Origin of the sequence: Mesorhizobium sp. B2-2-3, from assembly GCF_006442405.1 — a bacterium.
Lineage (GTDB): Bacteria > Pseudomonadota > Alphaproteobacteria > Rhizobiales > Rhizobiaceae > Mesorhizobium.
Window position 1 is genome coordinate 93,611 of record NZ_VFWC01000007.1, and the last position, 22,125, is coordinate 115,735.

19 protein-coding genes are annotated in these 22,125 nt (G+C 63.0%); 11 read left to right on the forward strand and 8 right to left on the reverse strand.

Annotation, left to right across the window (positions count from 1 at the left end; all coding sequences use genetic code 11):
- The first annotated feature begins 122 nt into the window (after positions 1–122).
- The 3 genes from FJ951_RS14655 to FJ951_RS14665 all read left to right on the forward strand — a co-directional run bounded on the left by FJ951_RS14655 (position 123) and on the right by FJ951_RS14665 (position 3,620).
- Entirely contained in the window at positions 123–602 is a 480-nt protein-coding gene (locus FJ951_RS14655; protein ID WP_140495025.1) for a MarR family winged helix-turn-helix transcriptional regulator, read from the forward strand.
- Positions 599–1,777, forward strand: a complete 1,179-nt coding sequence (locus FJ951_RS14660; protein ID WP_140494249.1) for an HlyD family secretion protein — start codon at positions 599–601, stop codon at positions 1,775–1,777. The genes FJ951_RS14655 and FJ951_RS14660 overlap by 4 nt, the downstream gene beginning before the upstream one ends.
- Before the next feature lie 310 nt (positions 1,778–2,087).
- On the forward strand, positions 2,088–3,620 hold the full coding sequence (locus FJ951_RS14665; protein ID WP_140494247.1) for a DHA2 family efflux MFS transporter permease subunit: 1,533 nt from the start codon (positions 2,088–2,090) through the stop codon (positions 3,618–3,620).
- A gap of 53 nt (positions 3,621–3,673) precedes the next feature.
- Here the strand turns inward: FJ951_RS14665 and FJ951_RS14670 are convergent, their stop codons facing one another.
- Positions 3,674–4,180: a CAP domain-containing protein gene (locus tag FJ951_RS14670; protein ID WP_140515544.1), complete on the reverse strand. Its 507-nt coding sequence runs from the start codon at positions 4,178–4,180 to the stop codon at positions 3,674–3,676.
- Positions 4,181–4,509: 329 nt separating this feature from the next.
- Between FJ951_RS14670 and FJ951_RS14675 the strand changes: the two genes are divergently transcribed.
- A complete protein-coding gene (locus tag FJ951_RS14675) occupies positions 4,510–5,334 on the forward strand; it encodes a DUF2189 domain-containing protein (protein WP_140515546.1) in 825 nt (274 codons plus the stop codon).
- A gap of 22 nt (positions 5,335–5,356) precedes the next feature.
- On the opposite strand, the gene FJ951_RS14680 is transcribed toward FJ951_RS14675, so the two are convergent.
- The 3 genes from FJ951_RS14680 to FJ951_RS14690 all read right to left on the reverse strand — a co-directional run bounded on the left by FJ951_RS14680 (position 5,357) and on the right by FJ951_RS14690 (position 10,194).
- Positions 5,357–5,989, reverse strand: coding sequence for a LysE family translocator (locus FJ951_RS14680; protein WP_140494241.1), 633 nt, complete (start codon positions 5,987–5,989; stop codon positions 5,357–5,359).
- A 113-nt stretch (positions 5,990–6,102) separates the two neighbouring features.
- Positions 6,103–8,079: a TadE/TadG family type IV pilus assembly protein gene (locus FJ951_RS14685; RefSeq protein ID WP_181172240.1), complete on the reverse strand. Its 1,977-nt coding sequence runs from the start codon at positions 8,077–8,079 to the stop codon at positions 6,103–6,105.
- 195 nt (positions 8,080–8,274) lie between these two features.
- On the reverse strand, positions 8,275–10,194 hold the full coding sequence (locus FJ951_RS14690; RefSeq protein WP_140494239.1) for a pilus assembly protein: 1,920 nt from the start codon (positions 10,192–10,194) through the stop codon (positions 8,275–8,277).
- A 249-nt stretch (positions 10,195–10,443) separates the two neighbouring features.
- Between FJ951_RS14690 and FJ951_RS14695 the strand changes: the two genes are divergently transcribed.
- Together FJ951_RS14695 and FJ951_RS14700 are read left to right on the forward strand one after the other, a co-directional pair.
- Positions 10,444–11,304 carry a TIGR01459 family HAD-type hydrolase gene (locus FJ951_RS14695; protein ID WP_140515804.1) on the forward strand — a complete coding sequence of 287 codons (861 nt, stop codon included), beginning with the start codon at positions 10,444–10,446 and terminating at the stop codon, positions 11,302–11,304.
- 6 nt (positions 11,305–11,310) lie between these two features.
- Positions 11,311–12,291: a bifunctional riboflavin kinase/FAD synthetase gene (locus tag FJ951_RS14700; protein WP_140515806.1), complete on the forward strand. Its 981-nt coding sequence runs from the start codon at positions 11,311–11,313 to the stop codon at positions 12,289–12,291.
- Positions 12,292–12,334: 43 nt separating this feature from the next.
- Here the strand turns inward: FJ951_RS14700 and FJ951_RS14705 are convergent, their stop codons facing one another.
- Positions 12,335–12,889 carry an HdeD family acid-resistance protein gene (locus FJ951_RS14705; protein ID WP_140494237.1) on the reverse strand — a complete coding sequence of 185 codons (555 nt, stop codon included), beginning with the start codon at positions 12,887–12,889 and terminating at the stop codon, positions 12,335–12,337.
- Positions 12,890–13,116: 227 nt separating this feature from the next.
- On the opposite strand from FJ951_RS14705, the gene FJ951_RS14710 reads away from it, so the two are divergent.
- Positions 13,117–13,887: a MipA/OmpV family protein gene (locus FJ951_RS14710; protein ID WP_224519163.1), complete on the forward strand. Its 771-nt coding sequence runs from the start codon at positions 13,117–13,119 to the stop codon at positions 13,885–13,887.
- A 12-nt stretch (positions 13,888–13,899) separates the two neighbouring features.
- On the opposite strand, the gene FJ951_RS14715 is transcribed toward FJ951_RS14710, so the two are convergent.
- Both FJ951_RS14715 and FJ951_RS14720 read right to left on the reverse strand, forming a co-directional pair.
- Entirely contained in the window at positions 13,900–14,334 is a 435-nt protein-coding gene (locus FJ951_RS14715; RefSeq protein WP_140494233.1) for an RES family NAD+ phosphorylase, read from the reverse strand.
- A gap of 2 nt (positions 14,335–14,336) precedes the next feature.
- Positions 14,337–14,780 (reverse strand): antitoxin Xre/MbcA/ParS toxin-binding domain-containing protein, encoded by a 444-nt coding sequence (locus tag FJ951_RS14720; protein WP_140494231.1) that lies wholly within the window; start codon positions 14,778–14,780, stop codon positions 14,337–14,339.
- 296 nt (positions 14,781–15,076) lie between these two features.
- Between FJ951_RS14720 and ileS the strand changes: the two genes are divergently transcribed.
- Together ileS and FJ951_RS14730 are read left to right on the forward strand one after the other, a co-directional pair.
- Positions 15,077–18,040 (forward strand): isoleucine--tRNA ligase, encoded by a 2,964-nt coding sequence (ileS, locus tag FJ951_RS14725; RefSeq protein ID WP_140515548.1) that lies wholly within the window; start codon positions 15,077–15,079, stop codon positions 18,038–18,040.
- A gap of 202 nt (positions 18,041–18,242) precedes the next feature.
- Entirely contained in the window at positions 18,243–18,920 is a 678-nt protein-coding gene (locus FJ951_RS14730; RefSeq protein ID WP_140494227.1) for a hypothetical protein, read from the forward strand.
- A 43-nt stretch (positions 18,921–18,963) separates the two neighbouring features.
- Here FJ951_RS14730 and FJ951_RS14735 read toward each other — a convergent pair whose 3' ends face one another.
- Complete coding sequence (locus tag FJ951_RS14735) at positions 18,964–19,413, reverse strand: nucleoside deaminase (RefSeq protein ID WP_140515808.1); 450 nt, start codon at positions 19,411–19,413, stop codon at positions 18,964–18,966.
- 182 nt (positions 19,414–19,595) lie between these two features.
- Here FJ951_RS14735 and FJ951_RS14740 point away from each other — a divergent pair, with 182 nt between their 5' ends.
- Positions 19,596–21,473 (forward strand): pseudouridine synthase, encoded by a 1,878-nt coding sequence (locus FJ951_RS14740; RefSeq protein WP_140515550.1) that lies wholly within the window; start codon positions 19,596–19,598, stop codon positions 21,471–21,473.
- Positions 21,470–22,024 (forward strand): 16S rRNA (guanine(966)-N(2))-methyltransferase RsmD, encoded by a 555-nt coding sequence (gene rsmD / locus FJ951_RS14745; RefSeq protein ID WP_140494223.1) that lies wholly within the window; start codon positions 21,470–21,472, stop codon positions 22,022–22,024. Before FJ951_RS14740 ends, rsmD begins: the two co-directional genes overlap by 4 nt.
- The last annotated feature ends 101 nt before the right edge of the window (positions 22,025–22,125 follow it).

A 22,125-nucleotide genomic window follows, 5' to 3' on the forward strand; every position in this document is an offset into this window, starting at 1 on the left:
AGCGGCAGCCGAAAATCATCGGACGCAGCCATGATTGTGCTGCACGGCTGCCATGCACGTTTGCTGGCTTCTGGAACAATGCCGGACTTGAATGATAAGCACGCTTATTATATATGCCACTCATGGTTTCCGAAGGCGTAGACAGATTGGGATTTTTGATCCACGACGTGCAGCGGCTGATGCGAAAGCGCTTCGAAGCGCGCGCCAGCGGCCTTGGCCTGTCCTCGGCGCAATGGCGCCTGATGGTTCGCGTCGCCAAGGAAGCGGGCGTTTCGCAGGCGCGGCTTGCTGAACTGCTTGAAATCGAGCCGATCAGCGTCTCGCGGCTGGTTGACCGGATGGAGGAGGGCGGCTGGATCGAGCGCCGCTCCGACGCCGCCGACCGCCGCGTGCGCATGATCTTCCCAACTCCCAAGGCAAGTGCCGCGTATGCGGAGGTCAAGAGCCTCGCCGGCGAAGTCTATGAGGAGTCGCTGACCGGCGTTTCGCCGGACGATCGCCGCGTCCTGATCAGGGCATTGGATGCGATGGCACAGAATCTCGCGGATGGCGATTCACCGTCCTGCGACAAGGTCAAGAATACGGAAGGCGCAGCAGCATGAACGCGGTAGCCAAGGTCGACGAAAACGCCGCCAAAGTGGAAATGGAAGCGCCGCAGCAGCCGGCCGCGGCCCCTGTTACAATGACACCTCCGGCAGAGCCGGCGCCGGTGCCAAAGAAGAAGCGCCGTCTCGGCCGCTTCTTGTTGATGTTCGCACTGCCGGCGGCGTTGGTCATTGGTGGCGGCTATGTCTGGGTCACTGGAGGGCGCTACCAGGAGACGGAGAACGCCAACCTGCAGCAGGCCAAGGTATCGATCGCCTCGGACACGGCGGGCCGCATCGTTCAGGTTGCGATCTCGGACAATCAGAGGGTGAAGCAAGGCGATCTTCTCTTCGCCATTGACCCCGAGCCTTACCGAATCGCACTTGCGCAGGCCGACGCGGCGGTGGCCGCCGCGCGGCTCAACGTCGAACAGCTGCGCGCCGCCTACAGCCAGGCCATGGCGCAGGAGAAATCCGCCAGCAGCGAAGTTGCCTATGCCCAGTCGCAATACGACCGTGCCGCCGATCTCGCCCAGAAAGGCATCAACGCCAAGTCTTCGCTCGATGAGGCCAGGAACGATCTCGATAAGGCAAAGCAGCAGCTTGCCGTCGCCCAACAGGGCATCGTCAGCGCCAAGGCGGCGCTGGGCGGCAATCCCGATATCGAGACCGACAAACATCCGACCGTGATGTCGGCGCTCGCAGCGCGCGACAAGGCTGCCTACGACCTGGCGCAGACCACCGTGAAGGCGCCTGCCGATGGCGTCGTCTACCAGGCCGCGTCCTTCAAGGTCGGCCAGTATGTCGGCTCCGGCACGCCGCTGTTCTCGCTGGTCGAGACCGGCGATACCTGGATCGACGCCAATTTCAAGGAAACACAGCTGACCAATATGAAGCCGGGCCAGAAGGCAGAAATCGTGGTCGACACCTATCCGGGCAGGACCTTCGAAGCGACCGTCAAGGCTATCGGCGCCGGCACCGGAGCGGACTTCTCGCTTCTGCCCGCCCAGAACGCTACCGGCAACTGGGTCAAGGTCACCCAGCGCATTCCGGTCCGCCTGGAGCTGAGCGATCCCGACGCCAAGATGATGCTGCGCACAGGCATGAGCGCGGCCGTTACCGTCGACACGGGCGTGGCGCGCGGCCTGCCTGGCATTTTCGGCCACGCCACGGCTGGCGAGGTCGCGAAGTAAATCAGCGGAAGCCCGCGGGGATCATGCGGGTGGACGCACTGAGCAGGGGGATTGGTCTGATGGGAGGAGTTAAAGGGTCAGCCTTCGGGGCAAACCGCATCGCGGCTTGATCGAAAGCTGAAATCTTCGACACGGACCCGTCGGTCCTCATGTTTCCGGGCGGCAGGCATCCGCTCAATCGAGACTTTCGGTCGATGTAACCCCCACATCGATAATCGCGTCCCACCGCGATGAGGGTCTCTCAACGGAAGGCTTTGCCGCCCGGAAACCCTGTGTACACGTTTTTGTTACCGGCTGGAAGTTCCGCATCATGAGCACGCCAGAACCTTTCAAAGAAGTGCCGCATCGTGGCCTGATCACGGTTGCGCTCATGCTGGCGACGATCATGCAGGCGCTCGACACCACGATCGCCAACGTCGCGCTGCCGACCATGACCGGCGATCTCGGCGCCTCGCCCGACAACATCAACTGGGTGCTGACCTCCTACATCGTGGCGGCGGCGATCATGACGCCGGTCACCGGCTGGCTTGCGGACCGTTTCGGCCGCAAGGAACTGTTCCTGACGGCGGTGGTCGGCTTCACCATCTTCTCGATGCTGTGCGGCCTGGCCTGGAGCCTTGAAACCATTGTGTTGTTCCGGCTCATGCAAGGCGTGTTCGGCGCCGCGATCGTGCCCCTGTCGCAGACCTTCCTGCTCGACATCAACCCGAAGGAACGCCACGGCCAGGCAATGGCCATCTGGGGCGCCGGCATCATGCTGGGGCCGATTCTGGGTCCGACGCTTGGTGGCTGGCTGACCGAGAATTTCAGCTGGCGCTGGGTGTTCTTCATCAACCTGCCGGTCGGCATCGTCGCCTTCCTTGGCATGGCCGCTTATCTGCCGGCCATTGCGCGGCGGGTGCGAAGCTTCGACTTCTTCGGCTTTGCCATGATATCGCTCGGCGTCGGCGCGCTGCAGTTGCTGCTCGATCGTGGTGGCGAGGTCGACTGGTTCTCGTCGGTCGAGATCTGGATCGAGCTTGGCCTTTCGATAACCGGCTTCTGGGTGTTCATCATCCACACGATGACCGCGGAGCATCCCTTCATCGACCCCAAGATCTTCCTCGACCGCAATTTCGTGACCGGGCTGGCGTTCATCTTCGTCATGGGCGTGCTCATCCTGGCGAGCATGTCGCTGCTGCCGCCGATGCTGTCGACCATCTTCGGCTATCCGACCATCACCATCGGCATCGTGATCGGGCCGCGCGGCGTGGGGACGATGATCTCGATGCTCGTCGTCGGCCGGCTCATGAGCAAGGTCGACGCCAGAATCCTCGTCGTCATCGGCTTCCTCCTGACCGCGCAGTCGCTCTACACGATGGCCGGCTTCTCGCCCCAGATGGACAACTGGCTGATCATCACTTCCGGCATCATCCAGGGCCTGGGAATGGGAATGGTATTCGTGCCGCTGTCGACGGTGGCCTTCGCCACGCTTGACGTGCGCTTCCGCACCGATGCCACGGCTTTGTTCAGCCTTGTGCGCAACCTCGGCTCGTCCATCGGCGTATCGGTCGTGACGGTGCTCATGGTGCGCAATACACAGATAAATCACGCCGAGCTTTCCACCTTTATCAATCCGTTCAACCCCAATCTGTGGGCGGTTTCGCCGGCGGCGGCCGGCGGCGACCAGATGGCATTGTCCCAGGTCGACAGGATGGTGAACATCCAGGCGATGATGATCTCTTACGTCAACGACTTCAAAATCCTGATGATAATGACGCTGGCCGCCATTCCGTTCGTGATCCTGCTGCGCAAGCCGAAGACGGCGCCGGCTGGCGGCGCGCCGGCGGCACATATGGATTGATATTCGCCGACGGCTGTCCGCTGCCGGCGATGCCGCTGCCGGCGATGGCTTTGCTACCTTCCGAGCACCAGGGCCCAGTAGCGGAGGCCGGGGTCGCGGCCGTCGCGGACATAGGCAAGCCCGAAACGACTGAAGTCCGGGTCGAGTATGTTGCGCCGGTGGCCGGTCGAATGCATCCAGATATCGAACAGTTTCTGCTGGTCGAAGCGGCCTTCGGCGATGTTCTCGGCCGCAGCGCCGTGCACACCATTGTCCTTCATGCGCGAGGCGAAATCCTTGCCCCAGCCGGTGGTGTGACTCATGCGCGTCCGCGACGCCATGTAGCCGGCCTGCTGCAACGCCGCCTGTTCGAGCTGGGTGTCCGCGGTCAGCGGAGTCCGCCCGGCCGCAGCGCGCAAGTTGGCCAGGGTGGCCGTGGCGGAGGAAGAGACACCTGCGCCCTCACCGGTGGGCACGGAAACGGTGGTGCAGGCGGCAAGCCCGGCAATGGCCGCAAGGCCGATCAGCAAGGAGCGCCTTGTCCGGCGCGGTTCTGGAGGGAGGTCGATGACAGTGTTCATTCCTGCCTGCATAGTCGCGATCATGGCTTTTGACGGGCAAGCCGAAAAAACTGTCGAGGAAATTGATGCCTTGGCCTTCGCTGATCGCACCGCGTAGTCTTCAAACGTTGCGTTTGGCCATCCAGCTTCGAATGGCCCATCATCCGAGAAATCCGATGCCCAAGATCGCCTGGCTTCTGCCGGGCAGCGATGACAATCCCGTGATGGCCTGTCCGGAACCATCGAATTGGCGACAGCCCCTGGCAAATCGGGTATGCTGTTACATCTACTAATGGCAGCTACGGGCGGCCATCACGGTGGTGACCGCCCCCGACAACGGGAGGAAGCTTATGGCCAGCTTTCATGTCATGGCGGACGCGCGTGGTATGCATGTGCAGCCCACGGTGCGCCACATCACCACATCGGACCTCTGGGATGCGCTGCGGCTCGGTGCCGAGGATTTCTGGGCAAAACCGTCTCACTACGTTTTCCTGTGCCTGATCTATCCCATCGTCGGCCTGATCCTGACGCAGTGGACGTCTGGCTCCAACGCCATTCAGCTCGTCTATCCCTTGATGTCGGGTTTCGCCCTTGTCGGCCCTTTCGCCGCGCTCGGCCTCTACGAGATCAGCCGCCGGCGCGAGCTCGGCATGAACACCAACTGGCGACATGCCCTCGATGTCCGCCACTCGCCGGCGGTGCCTTCGATCGCGGTCATCGGCATCATGCTGTTCGTGCTGTTCCTGTTGTGGCTGTTCACCGCGCAGTCGATCTACACCAGCCTGTTCGGCGACCAGCCGCCGGCTTCGATCGGCGCCTTTGTCCGCGACGTGCTGACGACCAGCAAGGGCTGGACGTTGATCCTTCTCGGCAACGCCGCCGGCTTCGTTTTCGCCGTGATCGTGTTGGCCACCACTGTCGTCGCCTTCCCGCTGCTGCTCGACCGTGACGTCGGCGCCGTTTCGGCCATAGAAACCTCGGCGCGGGCGGTGATGGCAAATCCGCTGCAGATGGCTCTTTGGGGCCTGACGGTCGCGGTGCTGCTGGTGATCGGTTCGATCCCGCTGTTTGCCGGGCTCGCGGTCGTTATGCCTATCCTTGGCCATGCCACCTGGCACCTCTACCGCAAGGTGGTGGAACCGGAGCGGACCCAGCAGACAAGGCGGCCGATGTAGACCAACGCCGGGACCGCCGCCCTCAGCGCTGTGCGTCGGTCGCCATCTTCAGCGCCAGCGCCGTCAGCACCCCTCCCATCATCCAGCGCTGGATGACCAGCCACAAAGGCCGCCCGGCGAGAAACGCGGCGATCGAGCCGGCCGTCACCGCGATGATGGCATTCACGGTCAGGCTGATCGAAATCTGCGTCGCGCCGAGCACAAGAAGCTGAGACAGGACATGGCCTTTGCCAATGCTGATGAATTGCGGCAGCAGCGACAAATAGAGCACCGCCACCTTCGGATTGAGCAGATTGGTCATCAGGCCCATGGCGAACAGCTTGCGCGGCCCGTCTTTCGGCAGGTCGCGCACCTGGAATGGCGAGCGTCCGCCCGGCTTCACGGCCTGCCAGGCCAGCCACAGGAGATAGAGCACGCCGGCAAAGCGCAGCGCGTCATAGGCGAAGGGTACGGCCAGCAGCAGCGCCGTGATGCCGAATGCCGCCGACAGCACATAGAAGAGAAAACCTACGGCGACCCCGCCAAGCGAGATCAGGCCGGCCTTCGGCCCTTGCGACAGGGAGCGCGAGATCAGGTAGATCATGTTTGGACCCGGCGTCAGCACCATGCCCAGGCAGACCAGCGCGAAGGCGAGGTGGTTGGCGGTATCGGGCATTGTTCGTCCCCAGGCGTGCCGCGATGGATGCGATCCAGCGTGCGGCATTATGTGCCTGTTGCGGCAGGCGCCCACAAGGGCTTGGCGGCGTCAGGCGTTGCGCCAGAGTCCAGTTAACCGACCACGCGCAGGTTCGACAATTCGTTGCCGATTTCCTTGAAATCGTTCGACAGGCTGGCGCCCGTCGCATTCCAGAACAGCTTGGCGGGTTTGCTCGGATCCGCCGAGTCCTTGCGGAAGCGCGAGTCCGACGAGCATGATTTCAGCGCATCGATGGCGTTCTTGTCGGTGGTCTTGGTCGTGGACAGGTCGAGAGCCACCGTCATCACCATGATGTCGGCCGCCTTGGCGTTGTTGCAAAGCGTCGTCATCTGCTCGTTGAGCGCGCTGGTGTAATTGCCGTTCGAATAGTCGAACTGGCCGATGGCGCTGGATGTACCCATGAACAGGCGCCCGACCGAGGTGCCGGCATAGCCGGGCTTGAGATAGCCGTAGGACGCGTAGGTCGACTTCGAATCGGCGGGGTCGGAATAACTGAGCGAGGAAGGTGTGTAATAGGTGTTGGCGCCGTCGGTCAGCACGATCACCACCTTGTCGTTGCCTTTTTCTGTTTCCGGGCGCCCCTGCGTGAACGGCTCGCCGCTCGAGACCACCCGCCAGCCCCAGCCCATGCCCTCGGGAACATTGGTGCCGCCATCCGGCTGCATCAGGTCGATCGCGGCTTTGATCGTAGCGAGCCCATCGGCGACGCTGACGTCGGTCAGCGGCGTGATCGGGTTGGTAGTGCAACTGTAGTTCGGGCCGTTGCCTGCGGGCAATACCGGTGCATCGATCGGCCGCGGCTGGAAATACTTGGTCATGTTGCGCAGCCGGGCTTGGCCGCTGCTGCTCGAAGGATCGTCGTTCCACCAGCTGTTGATGGCGCCGTAGGTCTTTGGCGCGGCTTCGTTGGGATCCTGCGTGATCTTCCAGTGATTGCCGGGTTCATCCGGGGCGAACATCGGCACGAACATCGTCGCCGGATCGCCCACGCCTATTCCGGTGTTGGCCGAGCCGCCGGACGGCGGGGCGTCGTTGACATTGTAGGGGTAGGGCCGGGCTTCGACACAGCCTTGCCAACTGGCGAATGGGCCGTAGGAATCGACATAGTCGTATGCGTCGTAACTGCGCTTGCAGGTATTGTTCCAGTTGTATTCAGCACAAACAACGTGCTTGCTGTTTTTAACACGCTCATGGCTGGTGACGACCTTCATGTCGCGGTAGAGCGAAAACCGGGTCAGCATCTGGCCTTCCTCGTCGCCCCAGCCGGTGCCGCGTTTGTACCAGATGCCGTTGGTCTGCTGGGCGTATTTGTTGGCGGCGTTCAGCGTCGACCAGTCGAAATTCTCGTTCGACACCGGTGACAGGCCCTCGGTGTCCATCCAGGATGCATTGCCGTTGCCAGGACCGACATTGACCGAGGCGGCAAAGGGTACGAGGCCGAACTGCACCGGCTTGTCGACCTGCTTGATCATCGCGGCCTGCTGGGCAAGCGTGTCGACCAACTGCTTCGCCGCGGTCTTGAGGAGATCGATGCGCTTCTGCCCCGAGCCGGTTCCGGGCGTGACCATCGATCCGGAATTGTCGAGCACCAGCGCCACTTCGAGCGTGTTCTTCAGCCGCACCTCCGAGCACGCGGTGAAGCCGATATTGGTGGCGCCGGTGCCGCCGAGCAGTATCTTCGCCGTTGGCAGGAAGTAAGGATTATAGGTCAAGGTGCCGCAAAGCTTCATTGTTCCGCCGCCAGCGGCGTTGCTGGGCAAAGTGAGGTTGAGCGTCGTGTTGGCGGCATCGACATCGTTCAGATTGGCGTTGAAGAAGTCGAGCGCATAGGCCCTCAGCTGGTCGTCGGTGGCGCCTTCCGTCAGGCGGCGTGCCGTGGCGAAGTTGGCGGCGTCGAGCGCGTTCAACACCGTCTGCTTTTCGCGGTTCATTTCCGTGAAGTCGACCGCGAGCGCCAGCCCGCCCATCAGCGGGACCATCGCGAAGGCTGTCATGAGAGCATAGTTGCCGCGCCTGTCGCGGCGGAATTGACGCCAGATTTCACGCATGTCTTGCAGCGGCCCCCGCCGGCGGATTCTCGATCGACGCCAGCTTTCCACAAAACGCTGAAGGACGGGTTTGGGAAACCGCTCGATTGCTGGCCCAGCGCTTCATCAACCGCTAACCAATCTGGAAGTTGCGGCCCCGTGCCGTCCAAACAGGCGCCCCGCCGGATGCAGGGCGTCGACGTGGAATTCGTCGGATCAGCTGACGATGCGCAGGTTGGACAGCTCGTTGCCGATCGCCTTGAAATCGTCGGACAGCGTTGCGCCCGTCGAATTCCAGAACAGCTTCATCGGCTTGCTCGGATCGGTCTTGTCCTTGCTGAAGCGGGAATCCGAAGAACAGGCCTTCAGCGCATCCATCTGCGTTTTCTCCGCTGTCTTGGTGGCGTCCAGATCAAGCGCGATGGTCATGACCATGACCCCGGCGGCCTTGGCGTTGTTACACAGGGCGGTGAAATGCTCGTTCATCGCTTTGGTGTAGTTGGCGTTGGAATAATCGTCCTTCGCGACATTGGCGCTGGTCCCCAAGAACATGCGGCCATAGCTGTAGCCGTTGCTGTAGGGGACGACGTAACCGAGAGCCGAATAGATCGCCTTGCTGCCAGCCAGGTCGTTACCGCCAGAACTCCAATTGGTTCCAGAGTAGGTCTGCGCCGTCACCGAGGTCGGCGTATAGTAGGTGTTGGCGCCGTCGGTCAGCACGATCAGTACCTTGTCGTTGCCTCTTTCCGTTTCGGGCCGGCCCTCGGTGAAGGGTGCCGTGCTGGAAAGGGTCCGCCAGCCCCAGGCCATGCCTTCCGGCACGTTGGTGGCGCCGTCGTCGGCCATGGCATCGATGGCGTTTTTGATCAAAGTTGCGCCGGCTGTCGTGGAAACATCGGTTAGTGGCGTGATTGCCGTCGTGCTGCAGCTTGTATTCGGCCCGGCGTCCATGCCGTAGGCCGGCGTGACCTTGTTCACCCAGTCGAAATATTTTGGCATGTAGCGCTGGCGTGCGGCGTCGGACGCGCCTGAACTCACTGGGGCGTCGACATCCCAATTGTTATTGGCTGGCCTTGAAGAGCTATCGACGCGGTCGGTTTCGTCGGGCGCGAACATCGGCACGAAAAGCGTTGCAGGCAGTGTTGTCGATGCAGCTGTGTCCTGGATATTGTATGGATATGGGCGCGACTCGACGCAGCCACCCCAACTCGCGACCGGCGCATAGGTGAAGGTCGCGTTCGATGCACAAGTACCGTCCCAATTCTTGAGACTGCACGCTGAAATGCGTTTCATCTGTTTGTAGATCGAGAACCGGGTCAGCGGCTGGTCTTTCTGGCTCGCGTCCCAGCCGGTGCCTTTCGCGTACCAGATGCCGGCAATCTTCTGCGCGTATTTGGTGGACGAAAAGGACGAACTCATGGTCGTCCAGTCGAAATTCTCATGATGGATAGGCGATATGCCGGTCGTGTCCATCCACGCCGCCGAAGCGTTGCCCGCACCGACATTCACCGAGGCGGCAAAGGGAACGAGGCTGAACTGGACCGGCTTGGTGACCTGTCTCATCTGCTGGGCCTGGCCGGCCAACTGGTCGACCAACTGCTTGGCGGCGCTCTTGAGAAGGTCGAACCGCACCTTGTTCGAGCCTTTGCCGAGCTCCTTCATTGAACCGGAATTATCAAGCACCAGCGACACTTCCAGCGTGTTCTTCAGGCGCACTTCGGAGCAGGTGCTGAAGCCGATATCGGTGCTGCCGGCGCTGCCGCCCAGCAGTAGTTTAGCCGTCGGCTCGAAATAGGGCTTGTAGACCAAGGTCGCGCAGAGCTTCAGCGTCCCGCCGCCTGTGTTGTTGTTGGGCAGCGTCACGGCCAGCGTGGTGTTGGCCGGATCGATATGCGCGAGATTGGCTTCGAAGAAATTCTTGGCATAGGCCACGGCGTCGGCGTCGCTCGCGCCGGCAACGATCTGCTGGGCCGTGGCGAAGCCGGCCGCGTCCAAGGCGTTCAAGGCGTTTTGCCTTTGGCCCACCATTTCCGTATAGTCGACGGCGATCGCCACGGCGCCCATCAGCGGCACCATGGCGAGCACGGTCATCAGCGCATAATTGCCACGCCGGTCGCGTCCGAATCTTCGGATCATTGTCACAGCTGCCCCGCCAAATCGATAGTCAGTGGGGACGGTGTCATAAATCGTTAAATTTCAGGTTTCTGGAATATATCCAAGGTCAGGCTGCATTTTCAAAGCTCGTTAACCAACCAGTGAACGGTGGTGGATGCCGGTACAGGCGGGCGAAAGCTGGTGACAGGCTGGGCCGGTTCGGATAATTCCAACCGGCTGCGGCGAACCGTCGGCTGCGGCACCGCAACGATCATGACTGAAGGATACGGCATGGCGGCCTCGCCTGACATCATCGGTTCGCTCGAAGACGTGTCGAAGAACTATTCGGCCATTCTCTGCGATGTCTGGGGCGTGGTGCACAATGGCGAAAGGCATTTTCCCGCGGCTGCGTCGGCGCTGGCGGCAGCACGTACGACCGGCGTTCCCGTCGTCCTGATCACCAATTCGCCGCGCCGCAGCGCCGACGTCGTGGCCCAGATGAACGTCATCGGCGTTCCCCCATCGGCCTACGACCGCGTGGTCACCTCGGGCGACGTGACCCGCGACCTGATCGTGGAAGGCCCGCGAAAGATCTTCCATGTCGGCGCCGAGCGAGACTTGACCCTCTATGACGGGCTCGACGTCGATCTCGTCGAGGAGTTCGAGGCATCCGGCGTCGTCTGCACCGGCCTGTTCGATGACGAAGTGGAGAAGCCCGAAGATTATGCGGGGCTGCTGCGGCGGCTGCGCGCCAGGAACCTGCCTTTCATCTGCGCCAATCCGGATATCATGGTCGAGCGCGGCGAACGCATCATCTGGTGCGCCGGCGCTCTGGCGCGCGACTACGCACAGCTCGGCGGCCGCACGCTGATCGCCGGAAAACCTTATGCGCCGGTCTATGATGTGGCGATGAAGGAGGTGGCGGAGATCCTTGGCCGGCCGGTCGAGCGCCGCCAGGTGCTGGCCATCGGCGACGGCATGCTGACCGATATCAAGGGCGCGGCCGACAACGGTTTCGACGTTCTCTATGTCTCAGGCGGCATTCATGCCCGCGACTATGGCGATGCATCGCAACCGGATCCCGCAAGGCTCGCCGCGTTTCTTGACAGGCACGGCTATCATCCAGTGGCCGTCATTCCCAGGCTGCGGTAGATGGCGATGGACGCTTTCCAGCACCTTTCGGCAACCGCTCCGCTGCCCGCCGATTTGCGCGGCGGCGTTGTCGCGATCGGCAATTTCGACGGTGTCCATCGCGGTCATCAGGCGGTGCTCGAACGGGCATTGGCGGAGGCGCGGCGGCGTGGCGTGCCGGCGCTGGTGCTGACTTTCGAACCGCACCCGCGAAAGATATTCAGGCCCGAGATACCGCTGTTCGTGCTGACGCCGCCGCCGATGAAGGCGCGGCTCCTGTCGCTGCTGGGCTTTGCCGCGCTCGTCGAACAGCCTTTCACGCGCGACTTCGCCTCGCTATCGGCGGAAGCCTTCGTGACCGACGTGCTCGAGAGAACGCTTGGCATCACCCATGCCGTGACCGGCTTCGATTTCCATTTCGGCAAGGACCGCCAGGGCGGGCCGGCCTATCTGATGGCGGCTGGCGAGCGCCATGGCTTCGGCGTCACGCTGGTCGATGCATTTCGGGACGAAAGCGCCGAGGTGGTTTCATCGAGCCGCATCCGCGCCTTGCTTTGCGAAGGCGCGGTGGCCGAGGCCGCCGGCCTGCTCGGCTATCGCTTCACGGTGGAGAGCGAAGTCGTGGGCGGCCAGAAACTGGGGCGAACGCTCGGCTTTCCGACCGCCAACATGAGGCTTCCCGCCGAGGCCACCCTCAGGGAAGGCATCTATGCCGTTCGCTTTCGCCGCGCCGACGGAAGGCTGCATGATGGCGTTGCCAGCTTTGGCCGCCGTCCGACCGTCGACGATGATGGCGCGCCGCTTCTGGAAACCTTCGTCTTCGATTTTTCCGGTGACCTCTATGGCGAGATCTGCCAGGTGTCGTTCTTCGGTTACCTGCGCAGCGAGTTCAAGTTCGACGGGCTTGATGCGCTGGTCGCGCAGATGAAGCGCGACGAGGCCGAGGCGAGAGCACTGCTGGCCGGCGTCAAGCCACTTTCGCAACTCGACGCGGCCATGGCTTTTTGAAGCATGGTCCGGTTTTCGGGTTAGATCATGCTCGAATCAGACGTTACTTTTTCAGCGCCAGACCGACGGCGATGAAGGTCCAGCCCTGGAAGATCAGGTCGATTGCCAGGAACAGGCCGAGCACCCATACGCTGTTGACCGGCCAGCCCATGGCTATGATCAATCCTGCGATCGCGCTGATGGCGCCGGCCGCGACGATCCAGCCCCAGCCGCGCTCAGGCCGGTGGCTGTAGCCGACCCAAGCGCGCAGCACGCCGGAAGCGACGAGCGCGACGGCCAGCAGGAAGGTCAGCACCGCCGAGGCCAGCAGCGGGTTGTCGAAGGCGAAAAAGCCCGCGACCGCGTAGAGCAATCCGCTGAGCAGCCAGTAGAAGAAGCGGCCCCACGTCTTGACCCCGAAGGCATGCATGATCTCGATGATGCCGGCCACCAGCATCAGCCACCCCACGACATAGACGGAAGCCACCGTGGCAATGAAGAGGTTGCCGAACGCAATGCCGCCGAGGATCAGCAGCAACACGCCCAGGCCAACAAACCACCCCCACTTTGCTCGCGTCTGTCCGATCGCGTTCTTCAGTGCATCGCCGTGCAAGGTCATGTCGCCACCTCCATCGAGGACCGCCAGCAGGGAATGAAGTTACCCTTGGTGCCGACCCGCGTCCAGCCGACGGCGGCCGGATGGTGAGCAATGCGAGCCGGACGTCTCGACCTTAAATCAAATTTTACCAAAGCCTCTTCAAAGCTGTGACCGAAAGACAGTCGTATCGTGTTAATGGGGTAGTCATGAGTCCGGTCGGGAAAATTTCTGCAGCCTTGGCTACCGTCATGCTGGCTACCTCGGGTGCGGCCGATGCCGGCGAGGGCGCCTTCGGCTGGCTGTCCGGCGATTGGTATCTGACGGTCGGCGCCACCGGCATGGTGGCGCCTAATTTCGAGGGCGGCAAGAAGTACCTGCTCAGCGCCTCGCCGATCATCTCCTTGGGCAAGGCTGGCCCGGCGGCCCGCTTCACCTCACGCAACGACAACATTTCGCTGGCGCTGGTCGATGACGGCGGCGTTCGCGCCGGCCTGACCGGCAAGTTCCTGTTCTCGCGCGACGATGGCGATGCCGACGAGTTGAAGGGCCTCGATCCGGTCCGCTGGGGCGGCGAGGTGGGCGGCTTCTTCGAATTCTATCCGACGGACTGGATACGTGCGCGTGCCGAGCTGCGGCACGGCATCCGCGCCCATAACGGCTTCGTCGCCGACATCGCCGCCGACGCCTTCTACGATGTGACGCCAACCGTCAGGATCTCTGGCGGGCCGCGCGTCTCGTTCGCCTCCGCCAAATATTTCGACGCCTATTACGGCGTCGACGCGCAGGAAGCCGTGGCCTCGGGGTTGAACCAGTATAATCCCGGCGGCGGCCTGAAATCGGTCGGCCTTGGCGGTGCGGTGACGTGGAAGGTGACCGACCCGATGACCGCCAGCCTGTTCGGGGAATATTCACGCCTCGAAGGCCCGGCCGCCGATTCCAGCCTGGTCAAGGAGCGCGGCGACCGCAACCAGTTCATGATCGGCGTATCGACGACCTATCGCTTCGATTTCAAGATGTAGCCGGTACCGGCCTTATTCCAGCAATCGCGTATCGATCTGATGACTTGTGGTGCCGACGATGGCGATGCCTTCGCGTTCCAGCAAGGCGGGATTGAGAATATAGTTTCTGGCGAAGGGAACGATCACGCAAGGAACTTCCATGACTGGATGGCTGGCGGCACTGACAAAATCGCTGCCAATCTCGCGTGTCTTGGCCGGATTGTCTTTCCAGCCCTCGGGCAAATCGGGGACGGCAATGGAGACGCCGTCAGGCACTTCGATTTCCAGGAGCTGGAACGTGGGCGGCAAATCTTCCACGTCGACATGAACGAGAATTTCAAGAAGCGCCGTGGCGGGATGATCCGCGCAGTACACAATGGCGGTGCCCTTGATGTTCCAACGGCCGGAGCTGAGCATGCCGCCCCGGCCGGACAGGTCGGCGAAGTTGGAGATACGCCATAGACGCATCGTCAGGCGAAAATGCCATAATCGATGCGATGCAGTTCCTCTTCCACCAGGGAAGCACCGGTTTCCGACTGCAGGAGCGTGATAGGCGCTTCGTTGAGCACCCGGCTGCGTTTGCGCAACCAACGTTGCGCTTTTTCGTGGTCTCCGAAAACACGATCCGCCATTGTGGAAATGCGCTCGATGCGCATGACGCGATCGGACTCGGCAATACTCAGTTTCTCATTGCGTTCTTTCCTGCGCGCCAAAGTGCGCCGCGATCCTACGATCTTGTAGATTTCGTCATTGCTGAACCCACGGTGGCGGAGTTCTTCCACCTTGGTGAAGCTGACCAGGAATTGCCCCGTTGCGGCATCCCGGACCAAGCCATCCTGCGCACGCTCGACCTTCTCCTTACGGGCGGCCCGTCTGGCAGCCGGCACGTGGACCTTGCGATGCGGATTGGACATGACGCGCCTCCGGTGCCATTTGCCCAAACATATATGCGCAATTGGCACAAGCGGCAAGGCGAGTGCCTTGGAGTTCGGGCTTTCCAAGCTGGCCCACCTCGTTTAAAAGCGCGGCCATGACAGTGGTCTCGCGTTCCGTCGCGATTACGATACGAATTACCAGCCCGGTGTTCCGGACGGCCTGAGAGCTGTCGGAGCCGCCGGGAATCTTGCGCGCGACCCCTCGCGCTTTTTCCAGATCATGATAGTTCAGGCCCGAGCTCCCTTGCCGCCGGGCAATCCACAATGGCAGACCAATGACCGATACAGCTGAAACGATCGACTATTCCAAGACGCTTTACCTGCCGCAGACGGATTTCCCGATGCGTGCCGGTTTGCCCGAGAAGGAGCCGGTGCTGGTCAAGCGCTGGCAGGAGATGGATCTCTACCGCAAGCTGCGCGAGGCCTCCGCCGGTCGCCCGAAATACGTGCTGCATGACGGCCCGCCTTATGCCAACGGCAACATCCATATCGGCCATGCGCTGAACAAGATCCTCAAGGACGTCATCAACCGCTCCTTCCAGATGCGCGGCCGCGACGCCAATTACGTGCCCGGCTGGGACTGCCACGGCCTGCCGATCGAATGGAAGATCGAGGAGCAGTACCGCGCCAAGGGCAAGAACAAGGATGAGGTGCCGGTCAACGAGTTCCGCAAGGAATGCCGGGATTTCGCCGCTCACTGGATCGGCGTTCAGGGGGCGGAATTCCAGCGCCTTGGCGTCATCGGCGACTTCAAGAATCCGTATACGACCATGGCCTTCCACGCCGAGGCGCGTATCGCCGGCGAACTGTTGAAATTCGCCATGTCGGGCCAGCTCTATCGCGGCTCCAAGCCGGTGATGTGGAGTGTCGTCGAGCGCACCGCGCTCGCCGAGGCCGAGATCGAATACCAGGATTATGAGTCGGATACGATCTGGGCGAAGTTCCCGGTCGCCAGTCTGGTGCGCCCCGTGGCTGACGGAGAGGCCGCACTGACCGAGGGCGCTCTCGATCTGCTGCAGGCCCACGTCGTCATCTGGACAACGACGCCTTGGACGATCCCCGGCAACCGTGCCGTCAACTATTCGCCGCGCATCGACTACGGTCTCTACGAGGTCACGGCAGCCGAGAACGCCTTCGGCCCGCAGCCGGGCGAAAAGCTGATCTTTGCCGATACGCTGGCCGAAGAGGCTTCGGTCAAGGCCAAAGTCACCTTGAATCGTCTTCGCAGCGTGTCGGCGCAAGAGCTTGGAAGTCTTACGCTTTCGCATCCCTTCAAGGGTCTTGGGGGCGGTTACGAGTTTCCGGTGCCCATGCTTGCCGGCGACCATGTCACCGATGATGCGGGCACCGGGTTCGTTCACACGGCGCCAGGCCATGGTCGCGAGGATTTCGACGCCTGGATGGAGGCGGCCCCGGATCTGCGTGCGCGCGGCGTCGACACCGCGATCCCGTTCACCGTCGACGATGCCGGCTTTTTCACCAAGGACGCGCCGGGCTTCGGTCCGGACCGTGAGGGTGGCGCGGCGCGCGTCCTTGACGACAACGGCAAGAAGGGCAATGCCAACCAAGCGGTCATCGATGAGCTGATCAAGCGCAACGCGTTGTTCGCGCGCGGTCGGCTGAAACACTCCTATCCGCATTCCTGGCGGTCGAAGAAACCGGTCATCTTCCGCAACACGCCGCAATGGTTCGTTTACATGGACAAGGACCTCGGCGACGGCACGACGCTGCGCAGCCGTGCGCTGAAGGCGATCGACGACACCCGTTTCGTGCCAGGGGCGGGGCAGAACCGCATTCGCGCCATGATCGAGGAACGGCCCGACTGGGTGCTGTCGCGCCAGCGCGCCTGGGGCGTGCCGATCGCGGTCTTCGCCGACGCCGACGGCAATGTGCTCCAGGACGAGGCGGTCAACCAGCGCATCATGGACGCTTTCGAGAAAGAAGGCGCCGATGCCTGGTTCGACGCCGGTGCCAAGGAACGTTTCCTCGGCAATCACGATGCCTCCAGATGGAAGCAGGTCACGGATATCCTCGACGTCTGGTTCGATTCAGGCTCGACCCACGTTTTCACGCTGGAGGATCGTCCCGATCTCAAATGGCCGGCCGACGTCTATCTCGAAGGCTCCGACCAGCATCGCGGCTGGTTCCACTCCTCACTGCTCGAAAGCTGCGGCACCAGGGGCAGGGCGCCCTACGATACCGTCGTCACGCATGGCTTCACCATGGACGAGGACGGCCGCAAGATGTCGAAGTCGCTCGGCAACACCGTCGTCCCGCAGGACGTGATCAAGCAGTCCGGCGCTGATATCCTGCGGCTCTGGGTGGTGACGACCGACTATTGGGAAGACCAACGGCTCGGCAAGAACGTGCTGCAGACCAACATCGACGCCTACCGCAAGCTGCGCAACACCATCCGCTGGATGCTGGGCACGCTCGCCCATGATGATGGCGAGGAGGTGCCGCTGGAAGGGATGCCGGAGCTGGAACGGCTGATGCTGCATCGCCTCGCCGAACTCGATGAGGTGGTGCGCCAGGGCTACGATGCCTTCGAGTTCAAGCGCATCACCCGTGCGCTCCTCGATTTCATGGTGGTCGAGTTGTCGGCCTTCTATTTCGATATTCGCAAGGACGCGCTCTACTGCGATGCGCCGTCGAGCGCGAAGCGCAAGGCCTCGGTGCAGGTGGTGCGCCACCTTTTCGACTGCCTGGTGAGATGGCTGGCGCCGATGCTGCCCTTCACCATGGAAGAGGCCTGGCTCGACCGCCATCCCGATGCCGTCTCGGTGCATCTCGATCAGTTCCCGGCGATCCCGGAAAACTGGAAGAACGAGGCGCTGGCGGAGAAATGGCGTAAGGTGCGGCAGGTGCGCCGCGTCGTCACCGGTGCGCTGGAAATCGCGCGTGCCCAGAAGGTGATCGGCTCGTCGCTGGAAGCGGTTCCCGTCGTCACCATCGACGATGCGGCGCTCGAGGCGGCGATATCGGATGTCGACATGGCCGAAATGGCGATCACCAGCGATCTCATCATCGCCCATGGCGAGGTGCAACAAGGCGCCTTCACGCTCGAAGACGTCAAGGGCGTCGCCGTGGTGATCGAAAAAGCCGAGGACCGCGGCCTGGTCAAATGCGCGCGGTCGTGGCGTTACACCGCCGATGTCGGGCAGGACGCTGCGTTTCCCGATGTCTCGGCGCGCGACGCCGCCGTGCTGCATGAGCTAAAGGCGCTCGGCCGGCTTTGAAGGCCAGGCATATCGGTGCACAAATGCCACGCCGGGCGGCGCAAATCCGTCCGTGCGTTGCCCTTAACGAGTGGTTGAGGTAAACACGCGAAACTCCGGAAGACAAATTGTCGCCGGATTTTCGTCGCAAGTGCTTGGACGATGGGGACCGGACTTGGGGCCGGCGGCGATCGAGAGGCTGTCTAGAGTGGGACTTTTTGGCATGACCGAGAGATTTAACGCGCGCCTCGCGCTGTTGGCGCCGCTTGTCGCATCGGGGCTCGCTCTGTCCGGCTGTGTCGGTTCTCCGACCTACGGCACGGACAAGACCGCCGGCGAACAATTGGCCGGCGATCTCACCGGCGCTTTTTCGTTCGCCCCCAAGCGCAAGGAACACATCGATTACAAGCCGCGTCCCACCCTGGTGAAGCCGGCGCCTGGTCAGAAGGAAGCGCTGCCGGCGCCACAGGATAGCATCGAGACCGCAAGCGCCGAATGGCCCGAATCGCCCGAGCAGCGCCGTGCCCGCCTGCGCGCCGACGCCACCGCACACCAGGATGATCCGTCCTACCAGTCGCAGATCGTCGACGACGTGCAGACGGATCCCGCCTCGGTGAAGAAGGCGATGGAAGAATCTGGCTCGAGTCACCCGCCGCGTTGGACGCCTGCCGATTCCGACAAGGGCCGCGCCGCCGATATCCAGCGCCGCCTTGCCGAAAGCAAGCAGGGCGATCCGAATACCCGCAAATATCTGAGCGAACCGCCCCTTGCCTATCGCGTCGCATCCGGCACGGCGCCGCAAAACGAACTCGGCGAAGACGAGTACAAAAAGGAACGCCGCCTGAAGAGAGAGGCGGAAGGCAAGAAGGGTGGCTGGTTCGACTGGCTGCCGTCCCTGTAAAAAGCGGGGCGCATTTGCTTTGCTGACGGGTATCGCATCCCGTTCAGTCGCGGCGTTCCCGAAAGAAATCCTTCAGCAGCAGGGCCGATTCGGCGTCCGCGATGCCCGCATAGATGTCGGGCGTGTGATGGCAGGTCGGCGAAGCGAAGAAGCGCACGCCGTTGACCACCGCGCCGCCCTTTTCGTCCGCGGCGCCAAAGTAGAGCCGGCGCAACCTGGCGAAGGAGATGGCGCCGGCGCACATGGCGCAAGGCTCCAGCGTCACATAGAGATCGTGTCCGGTGAGCCGCTCGCTCGACAGCCTTCGGCAGGCTTCGCGGATGGCCAGCATCTCGGCATGGGCCGTGGGATCGGCAAGCTCCCGGGTGCGGTTGCCGGCACTGGCCACGACCGTGCCGGCGCTGGCGATGACGGCGCCGACCGGCACTTCGCCGCGCGAGGCTGCCGCTTGCGCCTCCTCCAGCGCCAGCGCCATGAAATCGGGCCGCTTCACGCGGGTTTCCATTCCGATTATCTCCTCGCCACTCGACGGTGATCCTGTTATTGAGCGCATAACCTCGAAAATCGGGTACGGTTTTCGGAAATGATCATGCGCCAAATCAAAAATGCTACAGCGTTCGTTGCGCGCCCGAAAGGATGCGCCACGCTGTAGCAGCGCAAACGGACAAAGGCCACATGGACGACAACGACAAGAAATCTCCGCGCCAGAAGGGTCCGGGCAAAAGCGGTCCGAAACCGGCGGGCGCGCGTGGGCGCGATGCCGGCAAAGGCGGCAAGCCAGCCTTCGGCGCCAAGAAACCGTTTGCCAAGCGTGGCGACGGCGGCAAGCCCTTCGAAAAGCACGAAGGGCCGCGCAAACCCTACGCGCCGCGCGGTGAGCGGCCGATGGCCGCCGATGGCGAACGGCCCCAGAAGCGTGAGTACAAGCCGCGCGAAGGCGGGGAAGGCGGGCGCTCGGAGCGGCCCTTCAACAAGGGTCCGCGTCCGCAAGGCAAGTCTTATGAAAACCACGAAGGCCCGCGCAAGCCCTATACACCGCGCGGCGGGCGGCCAATGGCGGCTGAAGGCGCGGCGGGTGAAAGACGCTTCGATCGTCCTAAGCGTGATTTTGCCGATCGGCCCAAGCCCGACTTCTCTGACCGTCCGAAGCGCGATTTCGCAGACCGTCCGAAGCGCGATTTCGCTGCCGACCGGCCGCAAGGCGGTTTCAAGTCCCGTCCCCGTCCTGCGGAGGCGCCCGAGGAAGCCGGCGAGCGGATCGCCAAGCGGCTGGCTCGCGCCGGGCTTGCCTCGCGCCGCGACGCCGAGGAGTTGATCGCGGCCGGCCGCGTCAAGGTCAACGGCCGGGTTCTGTCTTCGCCGGCCTTCAATGTGATGCCGGGCGACATCATCCATCTCGACGGCATGGAGATCCCGCCGATCGAGCGCACTCGGCTGTTCCTGTTCCACAAGCCTGCCGGTGTCGTGACCACCAACCGCGACCCCGAGGGCCGCAAGACCGTCTTCGATGTGCTGCCGGCTGAATTGCCCCGGCTGATGACCATCGGCCGGCTCGACATCAACACCGAAGGCCTGCTGTTGCTGACCAATGATGGCGGCCTGTCTCGCGTGCTCGAACTGCCGGCCACCGGCTGGCTGCGCCGTTACCGGGTGCGCGTCCATGGCAAGGTCGAGGAAAGTGCGCTTGCGGGTTTGCGCGAAGGCATTGCCGTGGACGGCGTCTTCTATGGCGCCATCGAGGCGAGCCTCGATCGCGAGCAAGGCTCGAACGCCTGGCTGACCATCGGCTTGCGCGAGGGCAAAAACCGCGAGGTCAAGAACATTCTCGGCGCGCTCGGCCTCGACGTGACGCGGCTGATCCGCATCTCCTACGGCCCGTTCCAGCTCGACGAGCTCCCCGAAGGCCATGTGCTGGAGATCAAGGGCAAGGTGTTGCGCGATCAGCTCGGCGAACGCCTGATAGAGGAATCCGGTGCCAATTTCGATGCCGAGATAACAAAGCCGTTTTCCAACCTGCCGGTGGGGCGGGTCGAGCCGCGGCGCGAGGAGGCCGAGCGGCCGAGATTTTCGCGCGAGGGTGACCACCGGCCGATCGGCGAGGGTGGCCTGATCAAGAACCGCAAGCGCCGCGAAGGCAGCCGTGACGAGGCGCTGGGCAAACTGTCGACCAGCCCCGACAGAGGCGCGAGGCCGGAAAAAAGCTTTGGCGACCGCGGCCCGAGACCCGAACGCGGTAGCTTCGGCGACAAGCCGCGCGGTGGTTTTGGCGGCAAACCGGGCGGCAAGAAATCCGAGCGCGAGCAGCGGCCGATCGAGCCGCCCGGCCAGCGCAAGGCCAATGTCTGGATGGCGCCGGGCGCGCGCCCAATCGGCAAGGGCAGGGCGGAAGCGGACGCTGCCAAAGCCGCTGAGGCCAAGGCCCGCAAGGCGTCTTTCAAGCCGGCCTATGGCAAGCCCGGCGGCCCCAAGCCGTTCGGCAAGCCGCGTGGCGAACGTCCGGGTGGCGGCGGCGAGCGGCCGCGCGGCGGTTTCAAGGGTCCAAGGGCGAAATGAGGATCGTCGGCGGCGAGTTTCGCGGGCGCCCGCTGGCGACGCCCCGCGGCAGCGCCATCCGCCCCACCACTGACCGCACCCGCGAGGCTGTTTTCAATGTGCTGGCGCATCGCTTTGCCGATCGGTTGCAGCGCGCGCGCGTGCTCGACCTGTTCGCAGGCACAGGCGCGCTCGGGCTCGAGGCGCTTTCGCGCGGCGCGTCCTATGGCGTCTTCATCGAGGAGTCGGCCGAAGGCCGCGGCCTGATCCGCGACAATGTCGAGGCCTTCGGCCTGACCGGCCGCACCAAGATATTCCGGCGCGACGCGACGGCTCTGGGCGAGGCCGGCACGCTGGCGCCGTTCGACCTCGTTTTCGCCGATCCACCTTACGGCAAGGGTCTTGGCGAACGCGCGCTGAGGTCGGCCAAGCAAGGCGGCTGGCTGCGTCCCGGCGCGCTGTGCGTGGTCGAGGAGGCAGCGGCGGCGCCTTTCGAGCCGGGACCGGGATTTTCAGTTGTCGACGAGCGCCACTATGGCGAGACGCTGATCCGGCTTGTCGAGGCCGCCTGAGTTAAGCTTCATTTGCGGGCGAAGATGGAATGCGAGCCCTCTTCCCAGGGGAGCAGGTCGTGCCATGCCAGTAATCAACAATTCACTTTCACAACATCGGC